Source organism: Flavobacterium sp. 120, assembly GCF_003633605.1.
Taxonomy (GTDB): domain Bacteria; phylum Bacteroidota; class Bacteroidia; order Flavobacteriales; family Flavobacteriaceae; genus Flavobacterium; species Flavobacterium algoritolerans.
This window is the reverse complement of sequence record NZ_RBKZ01000001.1, coordinates 530,699-550,642: the sequence shown is the minus strand read 5'-3', so window position 1 is coordinate 550,642 and position 19,944 is coordinate 530,699. Positions and strand designations below refer to the sequence as shown.

Below are 19,944 nucleotides of genomic sequence, written 5' to 3'. Positions count from 1 at the left end.
TATATTCTATCTTTTTGAATGATTTTATGAAAATAATGAATGTTATTAACGAAAACGTTATAATTTTTTGGCAAACAAAACATTTAAGCTATTTTAAGAATTTATTTTTACATTATCTGTTATTTTTTTCAATTCCTTTAAAATCTAATTCAGGAAATGCGTGCTACATTAACTAAAAATTAATGACACTTACTTAAGCATAAAATCAATTGATTTCAGCAAACAAATCAATACAAATAGCCTCATTATCAATTATATACATTAAATTTATACAGCTTTTTTAAAACCAAAAAATCCACGTACTATTACAGCATTCCAGATTAGCAATTTTTATAATTCAATTTCTAAATTAAAAAATAAATATGTGATGGAAGCTTTAAAAAACCTTAACAATTTAATGAATTCTAGTGAAATTGTAGCATTATTGAATAAAACGGCTTCTTCATTGGAAAATTCAACAGATTTAGACCCACTAATAGACTATATAGGAGATGCAAAATATGTCCTTTTAGGTGAAGCGTCACATGGCACACATGAATATTATACATGGAGAGCTAAAATAACACAACGACTCATTCAGGAGAAAGGATTTTCATTTGTAGGAGTTGAAGGAGATTGGCCGGATTGCTATCGTTTAAATCGGTATGCAAAAGGATATTTAGATTCCGGGAAAGATATTTTTAGCGTTATGAATGAGTTTAAAAGATGGCCTACTTGGATGTGGGCAAATTGGGAAACAGCAGCATTCATAGATTGGCTCAAGGTATATAACGAAAGCTTTTCTGCTGATAAAAGAATAGGATTTTACGGATTGGATGTATACAGCTTTAGGGAATCTATGAATTCGATTATTCAATATTTAGAAAAAAATGATCCAAAAGCACTTGCAGTTGCAAAAACAGCCATGAAATGTTTTGAGCCCTACAATAAAGACGAAGGGCAATCTTATGCCAGAGCCTCTTCCTATGTTCCAGAATTATGCGAGAAAGAAATCCTGCACATGCTTACGGAAATCATAAAAAATGTACCCAATTACAACCACGATGCAGAAAATGTTTTAAGCACAGAACAAAATGCATTTATTGCCAGAAATGCCGAAAAATATTATCGCGCCATGATAAAAAGAGGTTCTGCCTCTTGGAACATTAGAGATGAACACATGGTCGCCACCATACAACGACTTATGAAATTTCATGGAAAAGATGCTAAAATTATTGTTTGGGAACACAACACTCACATCGGTGATGCCCGTGCTACAGAAATGGCTTCCGAAGGAATGGTAAATGTAGGACAGCTAATAAGAGAACAACATTTGAATGATGGAGTTGTCCCGGTAGGATTTGGCTCCTATAAAGGAAGTGTGGTTGCTGGTAGAGAATGGGGTGATTCGATGCGAAAAATAAAAGTTCCCGAAGCAGTTATGGGCAGTTGGGAACATGCTTTTCATCTTGCTGGCAATGGCAAAAACAAATTATTATTAATGAATAAAGTAAAGGATGAAAAATGTCTTTCAACTTATATAGGACAACGTGCAATAGGAGTTGTCTACAATCCTGAACACGAAAGATTCGGAAATTATGTTCCCACAATATTACCAAAAAGATACGATGCTTTTATTTTTCTAGACGAAACAAGTGCATTACATCCCATACACATACAGCCAGACGGAAACCAAATTCCGGAAACATATCCTTTTGGAATGTAATTGTAATTAAAAAAGGGTTTGACTTAATTAAAAGTCAAACCCTTTTCAATATCTAATTTAGGAAGTTATCCTAATTTATCCTTTTATGTTCTCTATAAATTGATCAAACAAATAAGAAGAATCATGTGGTCCTGGACTTGCTTCCGGATGGTATTGAACTGAGAAACAATTTTTGTTTTTAATTCGCATACCTGCAACCGTTCCATCATTTAGATGAAGATGAGTAATCTCTAAATCAGGATGATTATCCAGTTCTTCCTTATTAACAGCAAAACCATGATTTTGAGAAGTTATTTCTCCTTTTCCGGAAATGATGTTTTTTACAGGATGATTAATTCCCCTGTGACCATTAAACATTTTATAAGTCGAAATTCCGTTTGCTAAACCAATAACTTGATGTCCTAAACAAATTCCGAATAAAGGCTTGTCATTTTCAAGGATTTCTTTAGCAACTTGAATAGCTCCAGAAAGCGGTTCCGGATCACCAGGTCCATTAGATAAAAAGTATCCATCTGGATTAAATGCTGCTAAATCTTGATACGAAGAATCAAAAGGAAATACTTTGATGTAGCAATCTCTTTTGGCAAGATTACGAAGGATATTCGTTTTAATTCCTAAATCAAGTGCCGCAATTTTATAGGTTGCATTTTCATCTCCAAAAAAGTAAGGTTCCGTGGTAGAAACTTTAGAAGCTAATTCTAAACCTTTCATATCTGGCACTTTTGCCAATGCAATTTTTAGTTCTTCTATTGAAGTTTCATCAGTGCAAATGACTGCATTCATAGCGCCATTGTCACGAATATAACTTACTAGCGCACGTGTGTCTACATCTGAGATACAGATTAGGTTTTGCTTGATAAAATAGTCTTCTAAACTCCCTGAAGCATCTTCACGAGAATAATTGAAGCTAAAGTTTTTACAAACCAATCCAGCTATTTTAATACTTTCAGATTCAACTTCTGAATCATTTACCCCATAATTTCCAATATGGGCATTGGTGGCTACCATTAATTGACCAAAATAAGATGGGTCAGTGAAAATTTCTTGGTAACCTGTCATTCCTGTGTTAAAACAAACTTCTCCAAAAGTGGTTCCGCTTATCCCAATAGATTTTCCATGGAATATGGTTCCGTCACTTAATAAAAGAATTGCTTTTTGTCGTGTTGTATATTTCATTCTTTGATTTCTATTATTTTTTTAATAGTCTCATGGAACTCGCAAAGCTAGTTTCATCTGTAGTTAAATATTGTGCAAATTTAATCCTTTAAAGCAATGGATGCAAGTTTTTGAAATTTATTGTAAAATAAAAACATTCTAATCTAGCCCTGATGGGAACGGCATCCTTTTGCTTTTCTTTAAAAGCAAAAGATACAGTGGACAGCAGGAGGATGCGCAATTAAATCCCAAGGTTTTTGCTCCAAAAAAAACAAAAAAAAAGGATAAACTAGTACTAGCTTATCCTTGATTTTTATTGAATGATTATTTTCATAATTACTCAGCAGTGTCTGTAGTTGTTTCAGTTTCAGCAGCTGGAGCTTCAGTAGCTTCATCTTTCTTAGCTTTTCCACCACGACGGCTTTTTGCTTTTTTAACTTCTTTTTTACCACCATTGTAAAGTTCATTGAAATCTACTAATTCGATCATTGCCATATCAGCATTATCTCCTAAACGATTTCCAACTTTAATGATACGAGTGTATCCACCTGGACGGTCTCCTACTTTAGCAGCTACGTCTCTGAACAAGTCAGTTACGGCATATTTGCTACGTAAGTAAGCAAAAACGATACGACGATTGTGAGTCGTATCAGCTTTAGATTTTGTTATAAGCGGCTCAACGAATTGTTTAAGCGCTTTTGCTTTAGCGACAGTAGTGTTAATACGTTTGTGCTCGATAAGAGAACAAGCCATATTAGCTAACATAGATTTTCTATGTGCAGTCTGTCTGCTTAAGTGATTGAATTTTTTTCCGTGTCTCATTGCTATGTAAATTTAAACCTTGCGGCTTAGATTATTCTTTATCTAGTTTGTATTTTGCTAAATCCATACCGAAGTTCAAATTTTTAACTGCAACAAGTTCATCAAGCTCAGTTAAAGATTTTTTACCGAAATTACGGAATTTCATTAGGTCATTTTTATTGAACGATACTAAATCACCAAGTGTATCAACTTCAGCCGCTTTCAAACAATTTAGTGCTCTTACAGAAAGATCCATATCAACAAGCTTAGTTTTAAGCAATTGTCTCATATGTAATGATTCTTCATCATATGATTCTGTTTGTGCAATTTCGTCAGCCTCGAGTGTAATTCTTTCGTCAGAGAACAACATGAAATGGTGAATTAAAACTTTTGCAGCTTCAGTAAGGGCATCTTTTGGATTGATAGAACCATCAGTTTTTATTTCAAAAACTAATTTTTCGTAATCTGTTTTTTGCTCTACACGGAAGTTTTCAATGGCATATTTTACATTTTTTACCGGAGTAAAAATTGAATCTGTAAAAATAGTTCCAATTGCAGCATTCTGTTTTTTGTTCTCTTCAGCAGGAACATATCCTCTACCTTTTTCGATCGTTAAATCAAAATTAAGTTTGATTTTACTGTCTAAATTACAGATAACTAGTTCTGGATTCAAAACTTGGAAACCTGAAATAAATTTTTGAAAATCACCAGCTGTTAATTGGTCTTTACCTGAAACAGAAATAGTAACTGATTCATTATCGATATCTTCAATTTGACGTTTGAAACGTACTTGTTTAAGATTAAGGATAATTTCGGTAACGTCTTCAACAACTCCTGAAATAGTAGAAAACTCATGATCTACACCTTCAATGCGAACAGATGTAATTGCATAACCTTCTAATGCTGAAAGCAAAACTCTTCTAAGTGCATTACCAACGGTCAATCCGTAACCTGGTTCTAAAGGTCTAAATTCAAATTTACCTTCAAAATCGGTTGAATCGATCATGATAACTTTATCGGGCTTCTGAAAATTAAATATTGCCATAAATTTCGACTAAGTCAATTATTATTTGTTGTACAACTCTACGATTAATTGTTCTTTAATGTTTTCTGGGATTTGAAGTCTCGCAGGTACAGAAACGAAAGTACCTTCTTTGATATCATTATTCCAAGTAATCCATTCATAAACATGACTTGAATTAGATAAAGAACGTTCGATAGCTTCTAATGATTTAGACTTTTCACGAACAGCAACTTTATCACCAGGCTTAAGGTGGTAAGAAGGAATATTAACCACTTCACCATTTACAGTAACGTGTCTGTGAGAAACGATTTGACGAGCACCTCTTCTAGAAGGAGCAATACCCATTCTAAAAACAACGTTATCTAATCTTGCTTCACACAATTGTAATAAAACTTCACCAGTAACTCCTTTAGTAGCTGATGCTTTTTCGAATAAATTTCTGAATTGTTTTTCTAATATTCCGTAAGAATATTTAGCTTTTTGCTTTTCCATTAACTGGACAGCATATTCAGATTTTTTTCCTCTTTTTTTAGCCATCCCGTGTTGTCCGGGTGGGTAATTTCTTTTTTCGAAAGCTTTATCGTCTCCGAAAATTGCCTCGCCAAATTTACGAGCAATTCTTGTACTTGGACCAGTATATCTTGCCATTTTAAATTGTTTAAGGTAGAGATTATGAATTCAGGTCTTATCCTTCGATAATCTATATTCTACCTAGGTTATACTATAAATATTTTGAGTACTAAACTCTACGTCTTTTAGGAGGACGACATCCATTGTGAGGCATTGGAGTAACATCGATAATCTCTGTAACTTCAATTCCACCGTTATGCAAAGAACGGATAGCAGACTCACGTCCGTTTCCTGGTCCTTTTACATAAACTTTTACTTTTTTAAGTCCAGCTTCAAGAGCTACTTTACTACAATCTTCTGCTGCCATTTGGGCTGCGTATGGAGTGTTCTTTTTAGAACCTCTAAAACCCATTTTACCAGCTGAAGACCAAGAAATAACTTCACCTTTTTTGTTTGTCAAAGAAATGATGATATTGTTAAAAGTAGCAGAAATATGAGCTTCTCCCGTTGATTCAACGATAACTTTACGTTTTTTTGCAGTTGCTTTAGCCATATTACTTATTATTTAGTTGCTTTTTTCTTGTTGGCAACAGTTTTTCTCTTACCTTTTCTTGTTCTAGAGTTGTTTTTAGTTCTTTGTCCTCTTAATGGAAGACCAGTTCTATGACGGATACCTCTATAACATCCAATATCCATTAAACGTTTGATGTTTAAAGAAACTTCAGAACGTAATTCTCCTTCAATTTTAAAAGTTGATACCGCCTCACGAATTGCTCCGATCTCGTCATCATTCCAATCTTGAACTTTTTTATCTTGGCTAACTTGAGCTTTTTCTAAAATCTCAACAGCTCTACTTTTTCCTAATCCGAAGATATAGGTAAGTGCTATAACACCTCTCTTATTTTTTGGGATATCTACCCCTGCTATTCTTGCCATAACTATCCTTGTCTTTGTTTAAATCTAGGATTCTTTTTGTTTATTACGTACAATCTCCCTTTTCTTCGCACAATTTTGCACTCGGGACTTCTCTTTTTTACTGAAGCTCTAACTTTCATTTTGAATATCCTTTAATATCTATAAGTAATTCTTGCTTTTGACAAATCGTAAGGGCTCATTTCTAGTTTCACTTTATCACCAGGTAATAATTTGATGTAATGCATACGCATTTTTCCAGATATATGTGCGATTACAATATGTCCATTTTCTAACTCTACACGGAACATTGCATTTGACAATGCCTCAATGATTGATCCGTCTTGTTCTATTGCTGATTGTTTTGCCATAAGTTAAGCTACTGCTTTTCTATTTTTACCACTTTTCATCAAACCATCATAATGTTTATTCAACAAGTATGAATTAATTTGCTGCATTGTGTCTATGGCAACTCCAACCATAATTATTAATGAAGTACCTCCAAAAAACATTGCCCAAGATTGTTGAACATCCATAAGACTCACAACAATTGCTGGGAACACAGCTATCAAAGCAAGAAATAAAGATCCTGGAAAAGTTATCAAGGACATCACTTTGTCAAGATAATCAGAAGTTTCAACTCCTGGTCTGATACCTGGAATAAAACCACCACTTCTCTTTAAATCATCAGACATTTTATTAGTAGGAACTGTGATTGCAGTATAAAAGAAAGTAAATACAATTATTAAAGTTGCAAATACAAAGTTATACCAAAATCCAAACATATTACTAAAAGCGCCAACGATTGATTGTGATGCATCTGATTTAGACAAACCTGCTAAGGCTGCTGGAATAAACATAATTGCTTGCGCAAAAATTATTGGCATAACCCCAGAAGCATTAAGCTTCAAAGGAATCCATTGTCTGTTTCCACCCAACATGTCTTGTTCAAAATCACCTGATGTTGTACGACGTGCATATTGAACAGGAATCTTCCTGATCGCCATAACCAATAACACACAACAAATGATAACTAATAACCAAATGATAATTTCAATAACTAACAACATTGGTCCACCATTATTATTGGTAACTCTTGTTGTAAACTCTTGAATAAAAGCCTGAGGTAATCTAGCCAAAATTCCAACCATGATTAACAAAGAAATACCATTTCCAATTCCTTTATCAGTAATTTTTTCTCCTAACCACATGGCAAAAATTGTACCTGTAACTAAAATAACTACTGAAGAAAATAAGAATTCAAATGAATTGAATCCCAATAAAAATGCATTACTAGGTAATGTTCTATATAAATTATAGATATAAGTTGGACCTTGAACTAAAGTAATTCCTATTGTCAACCAACGAGTAATTTGATTAATCTTTTTTCTACCGCTTTCTCCGTCACTTTGAAGTTTTTGCAAATAAGGAATCGCAATTCCCATTAACTGAACAACAATTGAAGCAGAAATATAAGGCATAATCCCCAAAGCAAAAACAGAAGCTTGAGAGAATGCACCTCCAGTAAACATGTCAAGAATTGAACCAATTCCTTCTTTAGTTTGCCCAGCTAAATTACCTAACTGTGTAGCATCAATACCTGGCAGGGTTACTTGAGCCCCAAAACGATAAACTAAAAGCAAACCCAATGTTATTAGGATTCTATTTTTCAGTTCTTCGATTTTCCAAACATTACTTATTGATTCAATAAATTTCTTCATATTAATTGAAAAATTACATTGTTACAGCTTCTCCACCAGCAGCTTCAATAGCAGCTTTTGCAGTAGCAGTAAATTTGTGAGCGGTTACTTTTAATTTTGCTGTCAATTCACCTCTACCTAAAATCTTAACGATTTCATTTTTAGTAGCTAAACGATTAGCAACATAAACTGTCATATCAACAGTATCTTTAATAACACCATTGTCAACCAAAAGTTGAAGTGTATCAAGATTTACACCTTCGTAATCTTTACGATTGATGTTTGTAAAACCAAACTTAGGCACACGTCTTTGAAGTGGCATTTGCCCACCTTCAAAACCAATCTTTTTAGAATAACCAGAACGAGATTTTGCTCCTTTGTGACCTCTTGCAGAAGTACCACCTTTTCCAGAACCTTCTCCTCTACCTAATCTTTTATTTTGATTGTGTGTAGAACCTTCAGCAGGTTGTAAGTTACTTAAATTCATAACAGTATTTGTTATTTAGTTTCTTCAACAGAAACTAAGTGTTTAACTTTATTTATCATCCCAAGGATTGTAGGGTTTGAATCATGCTCTACAACTTGTCCCATTTTACGTAGACCTAAAGCTTCTAATCCTCTTTTTTGAGTAAGAGGACAGTTGATTTTGCTTCTAACTTGTTTTACTAATAATTTAGCCATAATTTCCTTGAATTAACCTTTAAAAACTTTTTCTAAAGAAACACCTCTTTGTTTTGCAACAGTATAAGCGCTTCTCATTTGTAATAAAGCATCAAAAGTTGCTTTTACTACGTTGTGAGGATTTGAAGATCCTTGAGATTTAGATAATACATCATGAATTCCTACTGATTCAAGAACTGAACGAACAGCTCCACCAGCAATAACTCCAGTACCATGAGAGGCAGGAATTAAGAATACACGTGCACCACCAAATTTACCTTTTTGTTCGTGAGGAACTGATTGACCATTCAAAGGAATTTTTACTAAATTTTTCTTAGCATCTTCTACTGCTTTCGCAATTGCTTCAGAAACGTCTTTAGATTTTCCTAATCCGTGTCCAACCACTCCATTTTCATCACCTACAACTACAATAGCAGAAAAACCAAAAGCTCTACCTCCCTTTGTAACCTTAGTAACACGATTTACACTTACCAAACGATCTTTTAATTCAAGACCACTTGGTTTTACTAACTCTACATTCTTGTATTTACTATTAGACATACTATATTAGAATTTAAGTCCAGCCGCTCTTGCGCCTTCCGCTAATGATTTAATACGACCGTGATATAAATAACCTCCTCTATCGAAAGTCACTACGTCTATCCCAGCTTTTAAAGCTTTTTCAGCAACTAGTTTTCCAACTGCTGTAGCAACTTCAATGTTCGTACCGTTACCTATTTCTTTTTCTCTTGAAGAAGCTGCCAATAAAGTAACTCCGTTTACGTCATCAATAAGTTGAGCGTAAATTTCTTTGTTACTTCTAAATACAGATAGTCTTGGATTAGTAGCAGTACCACTAATTGTTTTTCTAATTCTGAATCTAATTCGTTGTCTTCTTTCAGGTTTTGTTAATGACATAATCTTATTTTTTAAGCTGATTTACCTGCTTTTCTTCTTAATACTTCACCTACAAATTTAACACCTTTTCCTTTGTACGGCTCAGGCTTACGGAAACCTCTGATTTTCGCAGCTACTTGACCTAAAAGTTGTTTGTCAAATGATGTTAATTTAACAATTGGATTTTTACCTTTTTCAGATATTGTTTCTAAAGTTACTTCTGGAGCAATTTCTAAAACAATATTATGAGAATATCCAAGAGCTAAATCTAACTTTTGTCCTTGATTTGAAGCTCTATAACCAACTCCTACCAACTCTAAAGATTTAGTAAAACCTTCGTTTACACCAATAATCATGTTATTGATTAAAGATCTATATAAACCGTGTTTTGCTCTTTGGTCTTTGTGATCAGACGATCTATCAACTTGAACTTGACCGTCTTCAACCGTTACAGTAACGTCCGAGAACTCCTGTGTAAGTTGACCATTTTTTCCTTTTACTGTAATAATACCATTTGCAACTTCAACAGTTACACCAGCAGGGATTACAACCGGATTTTTACCTATTCTTGACATCTTCTACTATTTTAATGATTAGTAAACGTAACAAATTACTTCACCACCAACATTTAACTGTTTGGCTTGTTTTCCTGTCATCAAACCTTTTGATGTAGAAACAATAGCAATTCCTAATCCGTTAAGGATTCTAGGAATTGATGAAGAACCTGAATACTTACGTAAACCTGGTTTACTAATTCTTTGGATATCTTTAATTACAGACTCTTTAGTATCTTTATCATACTTCAAAGCGATTTTGATTGAACCCTGAACAGCGTTGTCCTCAAATTTGTAACTCAAGATATAACCTTGATCAAACAAGATCTTAGTTATTTCTTTTTTTAGATTAGATGCAGGAATTTCAACAACTTTGTGGTTTGCAGCCACAGCGTTACGAACTCTTGTCAAATAATCTGCAATAGGATCTGTATACATGTGTATTAATTTGCGGTTATGGTTTTCATAGGATACTCATCCTATGAACCTTTAACCAATTTATAAATGTGTTTGTATTGACGTAACTGAGTTACAGTCTACCAAGATGCTTTTTTAACACCTGGGATTAATCCGTTATTTGCCATTTCACGAAATGTTACACGTGAAATACCAAATTGACGCATATATCCTCTTGGTCTACCTGTCAATTTGCAACGATTGTGCAAACGAACTGGAGAAGCATTTTTCGGTAATTTTTGCAAACCTACGAAATCTCCAGCTTCTAACAAAGCTTTTCTTTTCTCAGCATACTTTGCTACAGTTTTTTCTCTCTTAACCTCACGGGCTTTCATTGATTCTTTAGCCATATCTTAATTCTTTTTAAAAGGTAAACCTAATTCAGCCAATAGTGATTTTGCTTCTTTATCAGTTTTTGCAGAAGTAACAAAAGATATATCCATTCCTGATATTTTGTTTACTTTGTCAATATCAATTTCTGGGAAAATGATTTGCTCCAAAACACCAAGGTTGTAATTACCTCTTCCGTCAAAACCAGTAGCTTTAATTCCGCTAAAATCTCTAACACGTGGTAAAGCAGAAGTGATAAGTCTATCTAAAAACTCATACATTCTTTCTCCACGCAAAGTAACTTTTGCTCCAATAGGCATCCCTTTTCTCAATTTGAATGACGCAACGTCTTTCTTTGAGATTGTAGATACTGCTTTCTGTCCAGTGATCTTTGTTAACTCATCAACTGCATAGTCAATTAGTTTTTTATCAGATACAGCTGCACCAACTCCTTTACTTAAAACGATTTTTTCCAATTTTGGAACTTGCATTACGTTTACGTATCCGAATTCCTCTTTAAGAGCAGCAATTACTCTGCTCTTATATTCTTCTTTTAGTCTAGGTATATACGCCATTACTATAGTACTTGATTAGATTTTTTTGAAAATCTTACTTTCTTATCTCCTTCTACTCTAATACCAACTCTAGTTGTTTCCTTAGTTTTAGGATCAATTAAAGATATATTAGATATTTGTATAGAAGCTTCTTTCTTTACGATACCACCTTGAGGGCTTTTCGCGCTTGGTTTCGTATGTTTTGAAACCATGTTTACACCTTCAACTATCGCTTTGTTTTTCTCACGGTAAACACGTAAAACTTTACCTTCAGCACCTTTATGGTCTCCAGCAATTACTCTTACGATGTCACCTGATTTTATTTTTAGCTTTATCATCTTAAAAACGAATTAAAGCACTTCTGGTGCTAATGATACAATTTTCATGAATTGTTTTTCACGAAGTTCTCTTGCTACCGGACCAAAAACACGAGTTCCTCTCATTTCACCAGCAGCATTTAATAACACACATGCGTTGTCATCAAATCTAATGTATGAACCATCGGCTCTTCTTACTTCTTTTTTGGTACGTACAACAACTGCAGTTGAAACAGCTCCTTTTTTAACGCTTCCGTTAGGAGCAGTATCTTTGATAGAAACTACAATCTTGTCACCAACAGAGGCATACCTTCTTTTGGTACCTCCTAAAACACGGATAGTTAAAACTTCCTTTGCTCCAGTGTTATCTGCTACTTTTAGTCTTGATTCTTGTTGTACCATAATTATTTAGCTCTTTCTAGGATTTCAACTAACCTCCAACATTTTGTTTTACTCATAGGACGCGTTTCGCTAATCCTTACAGTATCTCCAATGTTACAGTCGTTCTTTTCGTCGTGTGCGTGATACTTTTTAGTTTTCAACACGAACTTACCGTATAATGGGTGTTTTACTTTACGTACTTCAGCAACAACAATAGACTTGTCCATTTTGTCTGAAGTTACAACACCAACTCTTTCTTTTCTTAAATTTCTTTTTTCTTCCATCTTTCAGCAGATTACAATTATTGCAACTCTCTTTTAGTAAGTTCCGTAGCTAATCTTGCAACTGTTCTTCTTACACTTCTAATTTGAAGTGGGTTCTCAATTGGAGAAATAGCGTGAGCCATTTTTAGGTCGGCATATGCCTTCTTAGTCTGGCTAAGTTTTTCTTGCAACTCCGCTGCAGAAAGATCTTTTATTTCTGATTGTTTCATAATATAATATAGATTATGCTTCGAAATCTCTAGCAACGACGAATTTAGTTTTTACTGGAAGCTTTTGAGCTGCAAGACGTAACGCCTCTTTTGCAACTGACAAAGGTACTCCACCAACTTCAAACATAATTCTTCCGGGTTTAACAACAGCTGCCCAATATTCAACGGCACCTTTACCTTTACCCATACGTACCTCAAGAGGTTTCTTAGTGATAGGTTTGTCTGGAAATATTTTGATCCATAATTGTCCTTCTCTTTTCATAAAACGAGTTGCAGCAATACGTGCAGCTTCGATTTGACGAGAGGTTAAGAACATTCCATCTTCATGTACAGATTTAATACCAAACATTCCATTAGAAAGTTCATGTCCTCTTTGAGAGTTCCCTTTCATTTTACCTTTTTGTACCTTACGGTATTTTGTTCTTTTAGGCTGTAACATTTTTCTTTAGTTTAAAAATTTACTTTCGTTTACGAGCGTCTGGTTTTCCACCTTTATTAAAAGGTTTTCTGTCTCCTCTAGGAGAATCACCACCTTTACCACCAGCACCAGATTGTTTTTTGTCCATTCCGGCAAGTGGAGAAAGATCTCTCTTTCCATAAACTTCACCTTTCATGATCCATACTTTGATACCCATTCTACCATAAGTAGTATGAGCTTCAGCCAAAGCATAATCAATATCAGCTCTGAAAGTTGATAGAGGAATTCTACCTTCTTTGAAACCTTCTGAACGTGCCATCTCTGCACCATTCAAACGACCAGAAATCAAAACTTTGATACCTTCTGCGTTCATACGCATGGAAGCAGCAATAGCCATTTTGATTGCACGTCTGTAAGAAATTCTGCTTTCGATTTGACGACAGATGCTTGTAGCAACTAGATACGCGTCAAGTTCAGGTCTTTTAATTTCAAAGATGTTGATTTGAACCTCTTTGTCAGTAATTTTCTTAAGTTCCTCTTTCAACTTGTCTACCTCTTGTCCACCTTTCCCAATAATAATACCAGGTCTTGCAGTAGTGATAGTAACGGTTACAAGTTTCAAAGTTCTCTCAATGATTACTTTTGATACACTAGCTTTTGATAAACGAGCGTGGATATACTTTCTGATTTTGTGATCTTCGGCAAGTTTATCACCGTAATCATTTCCACCATACCAGTTTGAGTCCCACCCTCTGATGATACCAAGTCTATTTCCAATTGGATTTGTCTTTTGTCCCATGCTGCTTAAGAATTGCTTTGTGTGTTATTGATAGCTCCAAGCACGATTGTTACGTGATTAGAACGTTTTCTTATTCTGTGTGCTCTTCCTTGTGGTGCTGGACGAAGTCTTTTCAACATCATTCCACCATCAACACGGATCTCCTTAACAAATAAACCAGCTTCTTCCATATTAGCTTCAGGGTTTTTAGCTTGCCAGTTGGCAATTACTGATAAAACCAATTTTTCTAATTTTCTTGAAGCTTCTTTAGAACTGAATCTTAAGATGTTAAGTGCTCTTTCTACCTTCTGACCTCTTACTAGATCTGCTACTAAGCGCATTTTTCTAGGTGAAGTAGGGCAGTTATTTAACTTTGCAAAAGCCAATGACTTGTTAGCCTCTTTTCTTGCATCTGCTGTTTCTCTTTTACGAACTCCCATTGCTTCTTATTTTTTACCTTTATTTTTTGCTCCAGCATGACCTCTAAAAGATCTAGTTGGTGAAAATTCTCCTAATTTGTGACCTACCATGTTTTCTGTTACGTAAACTGGTACAAATTGACGACCGTTATGAACTGCGATAGTTTGTCCAACAAAGTCTGGAGTAATCATAGAAGCTCTAGACCATGTCTTAACCACTCCTTTATTTCCGCCTGCGATGTTTTCTTGAACTTTCTTGTCTAACTTATAATGAACGAAAGGTCCTTTTTTTAATGAACGTGCCATATCTTATTATTTCTTTCTACGTTCTACGATATACTTGTTACTCGGGTTTTTCTTAGAACGAGTTCTATAACCTTTAGCTGGTATTCCATTTCTTGAACGTGGATGTCCACCAGAAGAACGTCCTTCACCACCACCCATTGGGTGATCGACAGGGTTCATTGCAACAGGTCTTGTTCTAGGTCTTCTTCCTAACCATCTTGTTCTACCTGCTTTACCAGATACAACTAATTGGTGGTCTGAATTAGAAACCGCTCCAATTGTAGCCGAACAAGTCAACAAGATTAATCTTGTTTCCCCAGAAGGCATTTTAATTGTAGCATATTTTCCATCTCTTGCCATTAATTGAGCAAATGTTCCAGCAGAACGAGCAATTACAGCTCCTTGTCCCGGTCTCAATTCGATACAAGAAATAACAGTTCCAAGTGGAACTCTACTTAAAGGTAAAGTATTACCAATTTCAGGTTGAGATTCTGGACCAGAAACTAATTTCTGACCAACTTTCAATCCGTTTTGAGCAATAACATACGTTTTCTCTCCATCAGCATAAGCTAACAAAGCGATAAATGCAGTACGATTTGGATCATATTCAATTGATTTAACCGTAGCAGGAATTCCTTCTTTAGTACGTTTAAAATCAATGATACGATATCTCTGCTTGTGACCACCACCCGTATAACGCATGGTCATCTTTCCTTGACTATTTCTACCACCAGAGTTTTTTATCGGCGCTATCAAAGAGCGTTCCGGCTTATCAGTTGTAATGGCGTCATAACCATTCACAACTCTAAATCGCTGACCTGGGGTAATAGGTTTTAATTTTCTTACTGACATTTTATCTTAGATATTGTTGTAAAAATCAATTGTTTCTCCTTCTTGTACTTGAACAATTGCTTTTTTAATTGCATTCGTCTTTCCACTAATTAAACCACTTTTAGTGTATTTAGTAGTTCTATCCGGTCTTACGTTCATCGTGTTAACACTCAAAATAGTTACTCCATAAGCAGCTTCAACAGCTTTCTTAATTTGCACTTTGTTTGCTTTTTTGTCAACAACGAATCCGAAGCGGTTTAAAACTTCACTTTCTTTGGTTACTTTTTCCGTTACTATAGGCTTAATTATGATGCTCATATCCTATTATTTACTTAAATTTTCTTCAATTATCTCCAAAGAACTCTCTAAAAGCACTAAATTATTAGCGTTTAATATAGCGTAAGTACTTAATTCTAAGCTACTTACTACGCTAGAGCCTTTTAAATTGCGTGACGACAAATATACATTTTTATTTGTATCACCCAACACAAACAGGGATTTTTTATTCTCTAACTCTAAAGCTTTCAAAACGTTGATGAAATTTTTAGTGTTTGGAGTTTCAAAATTAAAGTCTTCAAGAACGATAATGTTCGACTCTTTTGCTTTAATTGAGAAAGCAGATTTTCTAGCCAAACGTTTCAAGCTTTTATTCAATTTGAATGAATAACTTCTTGGTCTTGGTCCAAAAACTGTTCCACCACCTTTAAACAATGGATTCTTTGCACTACCCGCACGAGCAGTACCAGTTCCTTTTTGTTTTTTAATCTTACGAGTACTTCCCGCTACTTCAGCTCTTTCTTTAGCTTTGTGCGTTCCTTGTCTTTGATTAGCAAGATATTGCTTAACATCAAGGTATACTGCGTGATTGTTTGGTTCTATACCAAATACTGAATCAGAAAGTTGAACTTTTCTTCCAGTATCTTTTCCGTTGAAATCTAATACTTTTGCTTCCATTACTTCTGAATGATTACATAAGAGTTGTTATGACCAGGAACACATCCTTTAATAACAAGTAGGTTCTTATCAGCCACTACTTTTAAAACTCTAAGGTTTTGAACTTTTACATTGTCTCCTCCCATTCTTCCAGCCATACGCATTCCTTTGAATACTCTAGATGGATAAGAAGAAGCTCCTACAGAACCTGGCGCTCTTAAACGGTTGTGTTGACCGTGAGTTGCTTGACCAACACCACCAAAACCGTGACGTTTTACAACCCCTTGAAAACCTTTACCTTTAGATACACCTTGTACATCTACAAATTCTCCTTCAGAAAAAATAGAAACATCAATAAGATCTCCTAATTTTTGCTCTGTTGCGAAATCTTGGAATTCAACGACTTTTTTCTTAGCTACAGTTCCCGCTTTTTTAAAGTGACCTAAAGCCGCTTTTGTGGAATGTTTCTCGTTTTTGTCATCGAAACCAAGTTGCAACGCTTCGTACCCGTCAACACCTTTGGTTCTGACTTGGGTAACAACACATGGTCCAGCTTCGATTACTGTACAAGGAATATTCTTCCCGTTCTCGTCGAAAATGCTAGTCATGCCGATTTTTCTACCAATTAACCCAGACATAAATATTAATTATTAATTATTAAATATAAATATAGAACGCAGCTTTTAACCGAATCCTATTTTTTTAAGTGGGTGCAAATGTATAACTTATTTACACACAAACCAAAAAAATATTTTTCGCTTAAAAACAGCGTTCCTTTCTTACTAGTAAGCTATTTAAACTTTGATCTCTACTTCAACACCGCTAGGCAATTCAAGTTTCATCAAAGCATCAATAGTTTTTGATGAAGATGAATAAATGTCAATTAATCTCTTGTATGACATTACTTCAAATTGCTCTCTCGCTTTTTTGTTAACGTGTGGAGAACGTAGTACTGTAAAAAGTTTTTTGTGTGTTGGTAATGGAATTGGTCCTGTAACAACTGCACCGGTACTTTTTACCGTTTTTACAATCTTCTCAGCAGACTTGTCTACCAACATGTGATCGTAAGATTTTAATTTTATTCTGATTTTTTGACTCATTTTCTTAAAGATTATGCGTTTCCTTTTGCTTTTTTGATAACTGCTTCTGAAATATTAGAAGGCGTTTCAGAGTAGTGTGAAAATTCCATAGTAGATGTTGCTCTACCTGAAGAAAGCGTTCTTAACGTAGTAACGTATCCAAACATTTCAGATAATGGCACATCTGCCTTAATAGTTTTAGCACCAGCTCTATCACCCATATCATTCACCTGACCTCTACGACGGTTGATATCACCTACGATATCTCCCATGTTTTCTTCTGGTGTAATCACTTCCATTTTCATGATTGGCTCTAATATAACAGCACCAGCTGCTTTAGCTACCTCTCTATAACCCATTCTTGCTGCAAGCTCAAAAGAAAGTGCATCAGAATCCACAGGGTGGAAAGATCCGTCTAATAAAGTTACTTTCAAACTATCTACTTGGTATCCTGCTAAAGGACCTGTTTTCATAGCTTCTCTAAAACCTTTTTCAACTGATGGAATATATTCTTTAGGAACGTTACCACCTTTTACTGCATTTACAAACTGCAATCCAACCGGAGCTTTACCGTCAACTTCATCTGCTGGCTCAAGTATAAATACGATATCACCGAATTTACCACGACCTCCAGATTGTTTTTTGTATGTTTCTCTATGTTGTGCTTTCTTAGTAAAAGCTTCTTTGTATTCAACTTGAGGCTCACCTTGGTTCACTTCAACTTTGAATTCACGTCTCATTCTATCCACTAAGATATCTAAGTGAAGCTCACCCATACCAGAGATAATAGTTTGACCCGAAGCTTCATCTGTTCTAACTGTAAAAGTAGGATCTTCTTCAGCTAATTTAGCCAAAGCCATACCCATTTTATCTACGTCAGCTTTAGTTTTAGGCTCAATTGCAATACCAATTACCGGCGCAGGGAATTTCATACTTTCTAAGATAATTGGGTTCTTTTCATCACACAATGTATCTCCAGTTTTAATATCTTTAAATCCAACTGCTGCTCCAATATCACCTGCTTCGATATATTCGATTGGGTTTTGCTTGTTAGCATGCATTTGATAGATACGAGAAATTCTTTCTTTATTTCCTGAACGAGTATTCAAAACATAAGAACCAGCATCCAAACGTCCTGAATAAGCACGGAAGAAAGCTAAACGACCTACGAATGGGTCAGTAGCAATTTTAAAAGCTAAAGCAGCGAATGGCTCTTTAACATCTGGCTTACGCAAAATTTTAGCTTGATCTTCTTCTAATAAATCAGCATCATCAGGATGAATTCCTTCGATACCATCTTTATCCATTGGAGAAGGTAAGTATTTACATACTGCATCTAACATGAATTGAACTCCTTTATTTTTGAAAGAAGAACCAGCAATCATAGGAATGATAGCCATATCCATTACAGCTGCTCTTAATGCAATGTTGATTTCTTCCTCTGTAATAGAGTTTTCATCTTCCATGAATTTTTCAAGCAAAGTCTCATCATAATCAGCTACTGCTTCAATAAGAATCGATCTGTATTCTTTAACTTCTTCAAGCATATCTTCAGGAATAGGCACAATATCATAAGTTGCTCCTAAACCTTCCTCATGCCATACTATAGCTTGGTTTTTAACTAAATCCACAACACCTTTGAAATCATTTTCTTCACCAATTGGCAAAGTGATCGCAACTGCATTTGATTTCAACATATCTCTTACTTGTTGACATACCATCAAAAAGTTAGATCCTTGTCTATCCATTTTATTAACGAATCCAATACGTGGAACTCTGTATTGATCTGCTAATCTCCAGTTAGTTTCTGATTGTGGCTCAACACCATCAACAGCACTAAATAAGAAAACCAAACCATCAAGTACACGCAAAGAACGGTTTACTTCAACTGTAAAGTCAACGTGTCCCGGGGTATCGATAATATTGAAGTGATAAGGTAATGTTTCAGGTAAAATTTTACCTTGTGTAGTTGGAAAATTCCATTCACAAGTTGTAGCAGCAGAAGTAATTGTAATACCTCTTTCTTGCTCTTGTGCCATCCAGTCCATTGTTGCAGCACCATCGTGTACTTCACCAATTTTGTGTGATTTTCCAGTATAGAACAATATACGCTCCGTTGTTGTTGTTTTACCAGCATCAATGTGAGCAGCAATTCCTATGTTTCTTGTATATTTAAGATCTCTAGCCATTTCTTAAGAATTAAAATCTAAAGTGAGAGAATGCTTTGTTAGCTTCTGCCATTTTGTGAGTATCCATTCTTTTCTTAACTGCAGCTCCTTCTTCTTTAGCCGCAGCTAAACATTCTGAAGCCAATCTCTGAGCCATTGATTTTTCGTTTCTTCTTCTTGAATAAAGAATTAACCATTTCATTGCCATAGAAATTTTTCTGTCTGGTCTAATTTGCATTGGAATTTGAAATGTAGCTCCACCAACTCTACGACTACGTACTTCTACGTGAGGCATAACATTAGTTAGCGCATCTTTCCAAATTTCTAATGACGGTTTCTCTGCATCTTGTTTTTTAGACTCAATGATGTCAATTGCATCATAAAATACTTTAAACGCTGTCGATTTTTTTCCATCCCACATTAAGTTGTTCACAAAACGTGTTACCAGTTGGTCATTAAACCTTGGATCTGGTAAAAGTGGTCTTTTCTTTGCCGCTCTTTTTCTCATGTCTTTTTTTTAATAA

At 35.0% G+C, this 19,944-nt stretch carries 33 protein-coding genes; 1 reads left to right on the top strand and 32 read right to left on the bottom strand.

Annotated elements, in window-relative coordinates; all coding sequences use genetic code 11:
* Positions 1-397: 397 nt before the first annotated feature.
* Positions 398-1,705, top strand: a complete 1,308-nt coding sequence (locus C8C87_RS02320; RefSeq protein ID WP_121343265.1) for an erythromycin esterase family protein — start codon at positions 398-400, stop codon at positions 1,703-1,705.
* A 75-nt stretch (positions 1,706-1,780) separates the two neighbouring features.
* Here the strand turns inward: C8C87_RS02320 and carA are convergent, their stop codons facing one another.
* From carA to rpsG, 32 genes are all read right to left on the bottom strand, one after another.
* Positions 1,781-2,881, bottom strand: coding sequence for a glutamine-hydrolyzing carbamoyl-phosphate synthase small subunit (gene carA, locus C8C87_RS02315; RefSeq protein WP_121340956.1), 1,101 nt, complete (start codon positions 2,879-2,881; stop codon positions 1,781-1,783).
* A 315-nt stretch (positions 2,882-3,196) separates the two neighbouring features.
* Positions 3,197-3,682 (bottom strand): 50S ribosomal protein L17, encoded by a 486-nt coding sequence (gene rplQ / locus C8C87_RS02310; protein WP_099713438.1) that lies wholly within the window; start codon positions 3,680-3,682, stop codon positions 3,197-3,199.
* Between the two features lie 31 nt (positions 3,683-3,713).
* Positions 3,714-4,706, bottom strand: coding sequence for a DNA-directed RNA polymerase subunit alpha (locus C8C87_RS02305; protein ID WP_039110214.1), 993 nt, complete (start codon positions 4,704-4,706; stop codon positions 3,714-3,716).
* A 21-nt stretch (positions 4,707-4,727) separates the two neighbouring features.
* Positions 4,728-5,333 (bottom strand): 30S ribosomal protein S4, encoded by a 606-nt coding sequence (gene rpsD, locus C8C87_RS02300; protein WP_099713439.1) that lies wholly within the window; start codon positions 5,331-5,333, stop codon positions 4,728-4,730.
* A gap of 91 nt (positions 5,334-5,424) precedes the next feature.
* Entirely contained in the window at positions 5,425-5,808 is a 384-nt protein-coding gene (gene rpsK, locus C8C87_RS02295; RefSeq protein ID WP_024981527.1) for a 30S ribosomal protein S11, read from the bottom strand.
* 8 nt (positions 5,809-5,816) lie between these two features.
* Positions 5,817-6,191: a 30S ribosomal protein S13 gene (rpsM, locus tag C8C87_RS02290; RefSeq protein WP_091203660.1), complete on the bottom strand. Its 375-nt coding sequence runs from the start codon at positions 6,189-6,191 to the stop codon at positions 5,817-5,819.
* 2 nt (positions 6,192-6,193) lie between these two features.
* A complete protein-coding gene (gene ykgO / locus C8C87_RS02285) occupies positions 6,194-6,310 on the bottom strand; it encodes a type B 50S ribosomal protein L36 (protein ID WP_008992256.1) in 117 nt (38 codons plus the stop codon).
* 12 nt (positions 6,311-6,322) lie between these two features.
* The gene (gene infA / locus C8C87_RS02280) at positions 6,323-6,538 is read right to left on the bottom strand and encodes a translation initiation factor IF-1 (RefSeq protein WP_007136545.1); all 216 of its coding nucleotides are present in this window, start codon (positions 6,536-6,538) and stop codon (positions 6,323-6,325) included.
* Positions 6,539-6,541: 3 nt separating this feature from the next.
* Positions 6,542-7,888: a preprotein translocase subunit SecY gene (gene secY, locus C8C87_RS02275; RefSeq protein ID WP_099713440.1), complete on the bottom strand. Its 1,347-nt coding sequence runs from the start codon at positions 7,886-7,888 to the stop codon at positions 6,542-6,544.
* Between the two features lie 13 nt (positions 7,889-7,901).
* Positions 7,902-8,354, bottom strand: a complete 453-nt coding sequence (gene rplO / locus C8C87_RS02270) for a 50S ribosomal protein L15 (RefSeq protein WP_066081007.1) — start codon at positions 8,352-8,354, stop codon at positions 7,902-7,904.
* A gap of 11 nt (positions 8,355-8,365) precedes the next feature.
* On the bottom strand, positions 8,366-8,548 hold the full coding sequence (gene rpmD / locus C8C87_RS02265; RefSeq protein WP_035668100.1) for a 50S ribosomal protein L30: 183 nt from the start codon (positions 8,546-8,548) through the stop codon (positions 8,366-8,368).
* Positions 8,549-8,560: 12 nt separating this feature from the next.
* Positions 8,561-9,088, bottom strand: coding sequence for a 30S ribosomal protein S5 (gene rpsE, locus C8C87_RS02260; protein ID WP_035668102.1), 528 nt, complete (start codon positions 9,086-9,088; stop codon positions 8,561-8,563).
* Between the two features lie 6 nt (positions 9,089-9,094).
* Positions 9,095-9,445, bottom strand: coding sequence for a 50S ribosomal protein L18 (gene rplR / locus C8C87_RS02255; protein ID WP_039110219.1), 351 nt, complete (start codon positions 9,443-9,445; stop codon positions 9,095-9,097).
* Positions 9,446-9,456: 11 nt separating this feature from the next.
* The gene (gene rplF, locus C8C87_RS02250) at positions 9,457-9,999 is read right to left on the bottom strand and encodes a 50S ribosomal protein L6 (protein WP_099713441.1); all 543 of its coding nucleotides are present in this window, start codon (positions 9,997-9,999) and stop codon (positions 9,457-9,459) included.
* Between the two features lie 18 nt (positions 10,000-10,017).
* Positions 10,018-10,416, bottom strand: a complete 399-nt coding sequence (gene rpsH, locus C8C87_RS02245; protein WP_099713442.1) for a 30S ribosomal protein S8 — start codon at positions 10,414-10,416, stop codon at positions 10,018-10,020.
* Positions 10,417-10,514: 98 nt separating this feature from the next.
* Positions 10,515-10,784 (bottom strand): 30S ribosomal protein S14, encoded by a 270-nt coding sequence (rpsN, locus tag C8C87_RS02240; protein ID WP_026707007.1) that lies wholly within the window; start codon positions 10,782-10,784, stop codon positions 10,515-10,517.
* A 3-nt stretch (positions 10,785-10,787) separates the two neighbouring features.
* Positions 10,788-11,339: a 50S ribosomal protein L5 gene (gene rplE, locus C8C87_RS02235; RefSeq protein ID WP_099713443.1), complete on the bottom strand. Its 552-nt coding sequence runs from the start codon at positions 11,337-11,339 to the stop codon at positions 10,788-10,790.
* Between the two features lie 2 nt (positions 11,340-11,341).
* On the bottom strand, positions 11,342-11,656 hold the full coding sequence (rplX, locus tag C8C87_RS02230; RefSeq protein ID WP_035668111.1) for a 50S ribosomal protein L24: 315 nt from the start codon (positions 11,654-11,656) through the stop codon (positions 11,342-11,344).
* Positions 11,657-11,668: 12 nt separating this feature from the next.
* Entirely contained in the window at positions 11,669-12,037 is a 369-nt protein-coding gene (gene rplN, locus C8C87_RS02225; RefSeq protein ID WP_026717863.1) for a 50S ribosomal protein L14, read from the bottom strand.
* Positions 12,038-12,039: 2 nt separating this feature from the next.
* Positions 12,040-12,300: a 30S ribosomal protein S17 gene (gene rpsQ / locus C8C87_RS02220; protein WP_039110222.1), complete on the bottom strand. Its 261-nt coding sequence runs from the start codon at positions 12,298-12,300 to the stop codon at positions 12,040-12,042.
* A gap of 17 nt (positions 12,301-12,317) precedes the next feature.
* Positions 12,318-12,509 carry a 50S ribosomal protein L29 gene (rpmC, locus tag C8C87_RS02215; RefSeq protein ID WP_035668115.1) on the bottom strand — a complete coding sequence of 64 codons (192 nt, stop codon included), beginning with the start codon at positions 12,507-12,509 and terminating at the stop codon, positions 12,318-12,320.
* A 13-nt stretch (positions 12,510-12,522) separates the two neighbouring features.
* Positions 12,523-12,948 (bottom strand): 50S ribosomal protein L16, encoded by a 426-nt coding sequence (rplP, locus tag C8C87_RS02210; protein ID WP_007803637.1) that lies wholly within the window; start codon positions 12,946-12,948, stop codon positions 12,523-12,525.
* A gap of 19 nt (positions 12,949-12,967) precedes the next feature.
* A complete protein-coding gene (rpsC, locus tag C8C87_RS02205; protein WP_035668118.1) occupies positions 12,968-13,726 on the bottom strand; it encodes a 30S ribosomal protein S3 in 759 nt (252 codons plus the stop codon).
* Between the two features lie 5 nt (positions 13,727-13,731).
* Entirely contained in the window at positions 13,732-14,145 is a 414-nt protein-coding gene (gene rplV, locus C8C87_RS02200) for a 50S ribosomal protein L22 (RefSeq protein ID WP_035668120.1), read from the bottom strand.
* Positions 14,146-14,151: 6 nt separating this feature from the next.
* On the bottom strand, positions 14,152-14,430 hold the full coding sequence (rpsS, locus tag C8C87_RS02195) for a 30S ribosomal protein S19 (RefSeq protein ID WP_007136562.1): 279 nt from the start codon (positions 14,428-14,430) through the stop codon (positions 14,152-14,154).
* Positions 14,431-14,436: 6 nt separating this feature from the next.
* A complete protein-coding gene (rplB, locus tag C8C87_RS02190) occupies positions 14,437-15,261 on the bottom strand; it encodes a 50S ribosomal protein L2 (RefSeq protein ID WP_035668122.1) in 825 nt (274 codons plus the stop codon).
* A 6-nt stretch (positions 15,262-15,267) separates the two neighbouring features.
* Positions 15,268-15,558, bottom strand: a complete 291-nt coding sequence (gene rplW / locus C8C87_RS02185; RefSeq protein WP_035668124.1) for a 50S ribosomal protein L23 — start codon at positions 15,556-15,558, stop codon at positions 15,268-15,270.
* 6 nt (positions 15,559-15,564) lie between these two features.
* Positions 15,565-16,194, bottom strand: coding sequence for a 50S ribosomal protein L4 (gene rplD, locus C8C87_RS02180; RefSeq protein ID WP_035668126.1), 630 nt, complete (start codon positions 16,192-16,194; stop codon positions 15,565-15,567).
* Positions 16,194-16,811 (bottom strand): 50S ribosomal protein L3, encoded by a 618-nt coding sequence (gene rplC / locus C8C87_RS02175; protein ID WP_099713444.1) that lies wholly within the window; start codon positions 16,809-16,811, stop codon positions 16,194-16,196. The genes rplD and rplC overlap by 1 nt, the downstream gene beginning before the upstream one ends.
* 156 nt (positions 16,812-16,967) lie before the next feature.
* On the bottom strand, positions 16,968-17,273 hold the full coding sequence (gene rpsJ / locus C8C87_RS02170; RefSeq protein WP_011963470.1) for a 30S ribosomal protein S10: 306 nt from the start codon (positions 17,271-17,273) through the stop codon (positions 16,968-16,970).
* A gap of 11 nt (positions 17,274-17,284) precedes the next feature.
* A complete protein-coding gene (gene fusA / locus C8C87_RS02165) occupies positions 17,285-19,441 on the bottom strand; it encodes an elongation factor G (protein ID WP_121340955.1) in 2,157 nt (718 codons plus the stop codon).
* Between the two features lie 10 nt (positions 19,442-19,451).
* Positions 19,452-19,928 carry a 30S ribosomal protein S7 gene (rpsG, locus tag C8C87_RS02160; RefSeq protein ID WP_035668130.1) on the bottom strand — a complete coding sequence of 159 codons (477 nt, stop codon included), beginning with the start codon at positions 19,926-19,928 and terminating at the stop codon, positions 19,452-19,454.
* Positions 19,929-19,944: the final 16 nt, after the last annotated feature.